Annotated in this window: 4 protein-coding genes; 1 reads left to right on the forward strand and 3 read right to left on the reverse strand. The window is 30.5% G+C overall.

Going from position 1 to position 3,193, the window contains the following annotated elements; translation table 11 throughout:
• Positions 1-218 precede the first annotated feature (218 nt).
• On the forward strand, positions 219-671 hold the full coding sequence (locus VK998_RS01935; protein ID WP_325224879.1) for a hypothetical protein: 453 nt from the start codon (positions 219-221) through the stop codon (positions 669-671).
• A gap of 62 nt (positions 672-733) precedes the next feature.
• Here VK998_RS01935 and VK998_RS01940 read toward each other — a convergent pair whose 3' ends face one another.
• From VK998_RS01940 to VK998_RS01950, 3 genes are all read right to left on the reverse strand, one after another.
• Complete coding sequence (locus VK998_RS01940; RefSeq protein WP_325224882.1) at positions 734-1,984, reverse strand: dicarboxylate/amino acid:cation symporter; 1,251 nt, start codon at positions 1,982-1,984, stop codon at positions 734-736.
• A 45-nt stretch (positions 1,985-2,029) separates the two neighbouring features.
• Positions 2,030-2,866: a diaminopimelate epimerase gene (gene dapF, locus VK998_RS01945; protein ID WP_325224884.1), complete on the reverse strand. Its 837-nt coding sequence runs from the start codon at positions 2,864-2,866 to the stop codon at positions 2,030-2,032.
• Positions 2,867-2,947: 81 nt separating this feature from the next.
• Positions 2,948-3,193: DUF6648 family protein (locus VK998_RS01950; protein ID WP_325224886.1), on the reverse strand; the 246-nt coding region annotated here is incomplete at its 5' end.

Consider the following 3,193-nt stretch of genomic DNA (forward strand, 5'->3'; position numbering starts at 1 on the left):
TTAAAAACCTATCTAATCTTTGGCCGCTGTCATTTTTGTTAATAATTAACTCTTTCAAACTTTCCTCACCTTTTCTTTATTCTTATGTTATAATTATAATATAGATTGACATATTTTAAAAATCCTATTCTCTTGAAAAGTTATTAAAAGAGGTGACTTTTGTGAAAAAATTTTTAGAAAAACTGAAAGATCTCCTATATGACGGTATAGATTACATAATGATGATCGTTGTAATTGTAGTAGTAGCTCTGGTTATAAATTGGAGGTTAGGCGGATTATTTGCTAAGGATGCTACCGACACCACATTTAACGACCCGCCAAACAAAATAAATAGAGATAATGTTCTGGATTCTGATGATGAAAGAAACTACGAGAATCAAGATGACCAAAGTCAAGACATAAATTCGGAACCAGAAGAAGATACAGATAAAAGTTCAAATGATAATCTTACAGAAGAAGATACTGCTGTCATAGTTAAAGTAAGTATCCCTGCCGGTTCATTGCCGCCTAAAATTGGTGATATTTTAGTCGCTAATGATCTAATTGAAGATAAAAATGAATTTATTGAAAAAGCTGTGGAGCTTAAATTGGAAACCAAATTAAAATCAGGAGAATTTGAAATATCAAAGAATAGTTCTTTAGAAGAAATATTGAAAATCTTAACAAATTAAATATAGGGATAATAGGTTGTAACTATAACCTATTATCCCTTTTTATTTATTCTAAATTACCTTTATTCTGTAGCAGTAAGCTTTTTAGCTAACCAATTTTTCCCTTCAATAACTCTTGTTACCATCATAGAGGCCACTGTGTCTCCTGTTACATTTATCATAGTTGCTGGTGGATCTACTAAATATCCAATTGTAGCTATTATTGGAAATGCTTCTGGTGGGAACCCATATAGATTGACTATAAGCATTTCACCTATAAGTCCACCACCTGGAACTCCTGACATTACTACACCACTTAAAATTGAAATTACTATGGCTGTAACATAGGTACCTACACCTTCAAAAGGTATACCAAATATTCCAAACATAAAAGAAATCTTTAAAATAGCACTTAAACATGAACCATCCATATGAGTAGTAGCTCCAATAGGGATTACAATATCTCTAACATCTTTTGGTACTCCCATTCTTTTAGCAGCACTTAAATTTACTGGCAATGTAGCAATACTACTTTGAGTTGCTAGGGATGTAATTGCTACAGGAAAAATGTTTTTAAAATAAACTTTAACTCCTTCTCTTCCACTAGCAAAGTAAGAGTAAAAGAAAAATGCTATAAAGAAGTATAATATGCAAATAGGATAGTACACAACCATTGCCCTAGCATAAGAGCCTAATAGTTCTGGTCCAAAGGTTCCTATGAGGGAAGCAAAATAAGCTCCTAAACCAATGGGGGCATAGTACATTACTATGGATACCATTTTCAAAAAAACTTCAGATAAGATATTTAAAAAATCCGAAACCGGTTTTGCTCTTTCTCCTAATAAACTAACACATAATCCAAAAAATATTGAAAATATTATTAAAGGAAGCATATTTTTTCTAGATATTAATTCTGGAAAATCACTTACAGTTATAGCTTTAACTATCTGCTCTCCTGTCTTTAAAGGTGTTATTTCTTCTGCTGCTTCCATTGCTAAATTTACTCCCTTAGCTGGCGGGAATATATTCACCACAGTTATCATAATTATGGAAGCAATAAGTCCAGTAATAATAAATATTAAAAGCATACTACCTATAATTTTGCCTAACCTTTTCATATCTACCATACTGGATACAGCACTAGCAATTGTTACAAATACAAGGGGAACTACTATTGTAAACATTATGTTTAAAAATATATCTCCTAAAGGCTGAAAAATCGATGCCCTTTCTCCCATTATCAATCCGATAATACTCCCTAATATTATTGATGACAATAATATTACCGGGAAACGATAATAATCCCAAAAACTTTTGTTTTTTGGTTTCGTCATTCTAATACCTCCAATCATATATTATATATGTATCATATATATTATTCATATTTGATTGCAAAAAATTCCATTACAAATCCTATTAGCGCCTCCCTTCATATAGATTTCATCATTTTTTCCCAATTCTACTTCTAATTCTCCACCTTCTGTCTTTACCTTAACTTTTCTTTCTAATTTTCCTAATAAATTGCCAAGAACCACACTAGCACAGGAACCAGTGCCACAACCTAAAGTTCTTCCTGCCCCCCTTTCCCATGTATAAATATTTATTTTGTTTTTATCTATAATCTTAACAAAATTAACATTAGTTTTATTAGGAAACATTGGATGAACTTCTAGTCTTTGTCCTAACCTATTTATATCTATTTTCTCAATATCCTTAACAAATATTACTACATGTGGAACTCCTACCAGTACAGCAGAAAAAACCATATTTTCTCCATCTATTCTTATTTTTTCTTCTAATACTTTTTCCTTGTTTAAATTTACTGGTATATCCATAGCTTTAAAAATTGGTTTACCCATATCCACCTTAATGCTTTCTACTCTATTATTATCGGTTTCTATCCAAATTGTTTTAATTCCTGCCAATGTTTCAACTTTAAAAAAATCTTTATGTATTAATCCTTCTTCATAAACATATTTGGAAAAACACCGTATTCCATTTCCACACATTTCTCCCCTTGAGCCATCTGAATTGTAATAGATCATCTTTATATCTGATATATCCGATTTCTCACATACAAGAATACCATCTCCTCCTACAGAAAAATGTCTATCACAGCTTTTTAAGGCTAGTTCTTCATAATTTTCAATAGTATATTTAAATCCATTAAATAATACAAAATCGTTTCCTGCTGCTTCCATCTTTGTAAATTCCATTTTCATCCCCTTTCTTATAATTATTTTTTATAATGCTAATATATGTTTGTCTTTAAAAAATAGCAGCAATTTGCTGCTATTTCAATACCTTTCGTTAATATATTCATCTATTAATGATTTCTTCTTCCCCTCTATAAATACTCCTTCTTCCTTTAATATTCCTAATAGCCAAATACTTTTAGAATGAAATATCGCTTCTTTATAGTCTAAAAGGACTATTTCATATAGTTTATCCCGTAAAAATTTAGATTCAACTTGAATAAAATATGCTTCTACATTTTTAAACTCTAAAAAACGTAATAATTGCAAAGTAGCTTTATCTTTCTC

It is taken from the genome of Schnuerera sp. (genome assembly GCF_035459645.1).
Taxonomy (GTDB): domain Bacteria; phylum Bacillota; class Clostridia; order Tissierellales; family Tepidimicrobiaceae; genus Schnuerera.